Here is a 4,321-nt window from a genome sequence, read left to right on the forward strand (position 1 = left end):
AGCGGATCTGATCGCGGAGCGGTTAAAAGACGGTGAGCTATCGAGCAAGTTGGCAGAACCGGCATTAGCAGAGCTGGGATTTTACCTGCAACGGCTTGAGAATCTCGCTCAAGTTTGGACTCTCATGGCAGAACCAACACGCGAAAAAGGAGCGCCACTTGCACGTTGGATAGAAGTATCGAAAGAAAGCGACAGTGATTTCACGGTCAACGTTTCTCCTCTTGAAGTCGGTTGGCAGTTAGATCAGCAACTATGGAGCCGTTGCATTGGCGCTATTTTGGTTTCGGCCACAATGCGAGCGCTCAACTCCTTTGGCTTCTTCTGCCACCAGACAGGAGTCAGTGACAAACCCGATTCAGGCACTCAATTTTTAGCACTGGCTTCCCCTTTTGATTATCAAAACCAAGCTGAGCTGATTGTACCTGAAATGAAATATGAGCCTCAGGCGCCTCAATTTACTGAATATCTTATTGAAATATTGCCTAAGCTAATTGAAGACAAGAAGGCCAATCTTGTTTTATTCTCTTCTTACTGGCAAATGAACCAAGTTGCTGAAGGCCTTGCAAAGGGTTTTATTAAAAAAGGTTGGGCGATTCAAGTTCAAGGTGACAGCTCTCGCAACGAAATCCTAAACAAACACAAAACGTTGATTCAATGCGGGAAGACAAGCGTGCTGTTTGGTACGGGGAGCTTTTCTGAAGGATTAGATTTGCCAGGGGAGCTATTGGAGAATCTCATCATTACCAAGATTCCTTTTGGTGTCCCTACCTCACCTGTTGAGCAAGCGCACGCGGAATATATTGAACAGCGTGGCGGAAATCCGTTTATGCAAATCAGTGTGCCTGAAGCCAGTAAAAAACTGATTCAATCGGTTGGGCGTTTACTGCGTAAAGAACGAGACTCTGGTAAAGTGTACATCCTTGATCGACGCATAGTGACAAAACGCTACGGGAAGTCGTTGCTTGATTCACTTCCGCCGTTTAAAAGAACGATAAAATAGTGCGTGTTGCCGTTTTTGGTTCGTTCGTTTTGATTCTCACGGCTTTGGTTCTCACTGCTTTTAATTCACACAGGCCCAATAATAAACCGGCCTCGACAATAAAAATAAAATAGAAGAATAGTTTATGGAATTAATAGAGCCGACCATGCTGGTTGTGCTAGCGCTGGTCGCTTTTGTCGCTGGTTTTATTGACGCTGTCGCAGGCGGTGGTGGAATGCTAACCGTACCCGCCCTGCTTTCACTTGGGTTACCCCCACATATCGCGTTAGGAACCAATAAACTGGCGGCCACCTTTGCTTCTTCGACGGCTGCTTTTACCTATTACAAGAAAAAACTGTTCAAGCCTAAATTCTGGCGGCATGCGTTTGTCGCCACCTTATTTGGTGCAATTTTTGGGACGTTAATTGTTGATGCAATAAGCACGGAGTGGTTAGAAAAAGGGCTTCCTTTGATTATTCTCGCCTCCGCGGTTTACACCATTTTTCATAAAACGCCCCATTCAACTAAGAATGTCTTGCCAAAGTACACACCATCGATTCGCAAGAAGCAGATTATCCAGGGGCTAACATTGGGGTTTTATGATGGTGTCGCAGGGCCTGGAACTGGCGCTTTTTGGACTGTGAGTTCTATGGCGTTGTACCGCCTCAATATTCTATTAGCTTCTGGCCTTGCTAAAGCAATGAATTTCACCAGCAACTTTACCTCTCTTGTCACTTTCGCTGTTCTTGGCCACATTGACTGGGTACTTGGGTTAACCATGGGTGTTTGTCTTATGGCGGGAGCCTACGTGGGAGCACATTCAGCTATTCGATTTGGCGCTAAGTTCATTCGTCCTGTCTTTATAACTGTAGTGAGTGTATTGGCCGTAAAACTAGCGTATGAAGCATGGTTTGTTAGCTTATGATGGCCCCTGAAATCGTAACCCCATGGAACGAGTCGTATAACCTATGAGTCATTTTTCAAACTTAAAGCCCATTCTTGAACAATTGGCACATCAGGCCGCGCAATTAGATCGCTCTCGTGGTGAGCATCATAAACCTTTGTTCGATGAACGCCTTTTTCATTGCCACGGGAGATTGCTGGTCCCTTGCGTCTCTGAAACCCAGTCGACCTTTAAAACCATCATTCGTGAAGAACAAGCGAAAAAACTCACGGCCGATAGAGCGGAGTTTTTATCTGAACGTTTGCTCGCTCAAATAAGCGCTATTCAGAGAGAGCTTTCAACGCAGGGTATTCGCAAAAGTGAACCCAAGCATTCAAGCTACTACCGAAAGCCGATTAATGCACTTTATCAGGAACTGGCTCAACACCAGGAGTGGGAAATTCGCCTGCGTGATATGGTAATAGAGAAACAGCTAGAGCTATCTCAGGCCCCTTCTTTTCATCAACAGCAGGCTCAGCAATCTTTACTTGCCACGGAACAAAGGTTACAGCGCTGCCAAGAAGCCAAGCTAAAGATAGAAAAGCAAATTACCTTTAGAGAAAAGAACCAATAATTATGTCTTACGAAAATATCCCGCATGAAAAGATGCCGAATGAAAATAATTCTCCGCTGGACAACGCGCCAGATGAAATCAAGTTGGCTGTGGATCTTATTTATCTTCTTGAATCCAACGAAGTCGATCTAACAACCGCCCTAAAAGCCATAGAGATAGTCAAGTCAGATATTGAATCCAAACTGTCATCACGTCTGTAGTCATTGTCATTGTCATTGTAGTCACGCTATTTATACCCACCCTTAAATTGGTAAAAACATGTATCAACTTTCGTTTTCCCTAGATTCCTTTCTAGCTGAGTTTTGGCATAAAAAGCCCACCATTATTAAAGGTGGATTCGCACGTTTTGAAGACCCAATCAGCCCTGAAGAGCTGGCTGGCCTAACCATGGAAGAAGAAGTCGATTCTCGCTATGTGTCTAATTTTGATAATAAATGGATTGCAGAACATGGGCCGTTCGATGAAGCGAAGTTCAGCCAATTGCCTGCCTCACACTGGCAATTGATCGTGCAAGCCGCGAACCATTGGCACGAGGGCGTTGCTGAGCTATCTCACGCTTTTAAGCATCTGCCTCAGTGGTTGTTCGACGATCTCATGATCTGTTATTCCGAAACCGGTGGCGGAGTTGGCCCACACATCGATCAATATGATGTATTTATTATTCAGGGCAGTGGTAAGCGTCACTGGCGAGTTGGAGATAAAGATGTCGGGCAATACAAAGAAACGCAACGTGCGGCAGCCCTAAGACAAATAGAAGGATTCGATGCCATCATTGATGACATTCTAGAGCCTGGTGACATTTTGTATATTCCACCCGGTTTCCCACATGAAGGTGTCGCATTAGAGCCTTCGATGAGTTATTCGATGGGATACCGCTCACCAAAAGAACAAGAGCTGGTCAGCAACTTCGCCGATTATGTGTTAGCTCATGATATTGGGGATGTGCATCTTCACAATCCAAACTTGAAAACGCAAGCTCAGCACGGAGAGATTCTTTCTAGTGACCTCACTCTGCTGACAGAAATGCTAACACGAGCGATAGAAGAACCGGATACGCTCAAGGACTTTATGGGCAGCATGCTAAGCCAATCTCGCCATCAGTTAGCGCTGTATCCGCCAGAAGACGCGTGGCAAAGTGAAGAGATCTCTCTACAACTCGCTAACGAGGTGACCTTTATGAAAGTCTCTGGATTACGTGCGTTATACAACGAGTCAGAGCCATGTGTCGCTTATATCGATGGCAACATGTTTAAAGTTGATTCAGAACAACAGGACTTTTTACACAGGCTTTGTAACTCTGACACGTTAAGTGCTTCGGATTTTAATCGACCAATCGGGAGCGCCGACATCGCTCTTCTTACTGATTTAGTAAACAAAGGTTACTGGTATTGTGACGAGCAGGTCTAAGCCTCAGATAGCCGCCTAGATTCTAGGCGTGCGAACCTCTTGTGAGTGATTTTCGATTAGCATCCGAAGGCGTTATATTCTCTTTCGCCAAGAACACCGTTAATCGCTCCATTGAAGGGATAGTTTAGCGATATGAGCTCATCATTAAGCCAAATAACCTTATTACCTGTTAACTCCTTTCCTTGGTAGAGCATGGCAGCGAAAGGCTCTAATACAATACCTCTGCGCCTTGTCCCGCCATCCACAGCGAACATCTGCTTGAACTCGCCCCACACCCAGAACTCGGTTTCCTACCATTGGCTAGCGTCCTTTCAAAGAAGTATGCTCTGTCTCAGCTTAGAACGAGTCATACTAGGGCTTGTTGATATTGTTTATAATCTTCTGCGTGCTTTCAGAAATGCATTGCTAGGCTTCAGAT

General features: G+C 45.2%; 6 protein-coding genes. 5 read left to right on the plus strand and 1 reads right to left on the minus strand.

All coding sequences use genetic code 11. The annotated features are described in order from the left end of the window. The 5 genes from ACP45E_RS17605 to ACP45E_RS17625 all read left to right on the plus strand — a co-directional run. A partial coding sequence (locus tag ACP45E_RS17605; RefSeq protein ID WP_277815716.1) for a helicase C-terminal domain-containing protein occupies positions 1 to 1,000 on the plus strand: 1,000 nt, incomplete at its 5' end. A 124-nt stretch (positions 1,001 to 1,124) separates the two neighbouring features. Then, the gene (locus ACP45E_RS17610; RefSeq protein ID WP_017034887.1) at positions 1,125 to 1,904 is read left to right on the plus strand and encodes a sulfite exporter TauE/SafE family protein; all 780 of its coding nucleotides are present in this window, start codon (positions 1,125 to 1,127) and stop codon (positions 1,902 to 1,904) included. A 43-nt stretch (positions 1,905 to 1,947) separates the two neighbouring features. Next, positions 1,948 to 2,496, plus strand: a complete 549-nt coding sequence (locus ACP45E_RS17615; protein ID WP_017037330.1) for a primosomal replication protein — start codon at positions 1,948 to 1,950, stop codon at positions 2,494 to 2,496. A gap of 2 nt (positions 2,497 to 2,498) precedes the next feature. Further along, complete coding sequence (rsmS, locus tag ACP45E_RS17620) at positions 2,499 to 2,696, plus strand: pleiotropic regulatory protein RsmS (protein WP_017034885.1); 198 nt, start codon at positions 2,499 to 2,501, stop codon at positions 2,694 to 2,696. 58 nt (positions 2,697 to 2,754) lie between these two features. Then, positions 2,755 to 3,903, plus strand: coding sequence for a cupin domain-containing protein (locus ACP45E_RS17625; RefSeq protein WP_017037329.1), 1,149 nt, complete (start codon positions 2,755 to 2,757; stop codon positions 3,901 to 3,903). A 56-nt stretch (positions 3,904 to 3,959) separates the two neighbouring features. On the opposite strand, the gene ACP45E_RS17630 is transcribed toward ACP45E_RS17625, so the two are convergent. Beyond that, on the minus strand, positions 3,960 to 4,178 hold the full coding sequence (locus tag ACP45E_RS17630; RefSeq protein ID WP_017037328.1) for a hypothetical protein: 219 nt from the start codon (positions 4,176 to 4,178) through the stop codon (positions 3,960 to 3,962). Between the last annotated feature and the right edge of the window lie 143 nt (positions 4,179 to 4,321).

This window comes from Vibrio genomosp. F10 str. 9ZD137 (assembly GCF_049974785.1).
Lineage (GTDB): Bacteria > Pseudomonadota > Gammaproteobacteria > Enterobacterales > Vibrionaceae > Vibrio.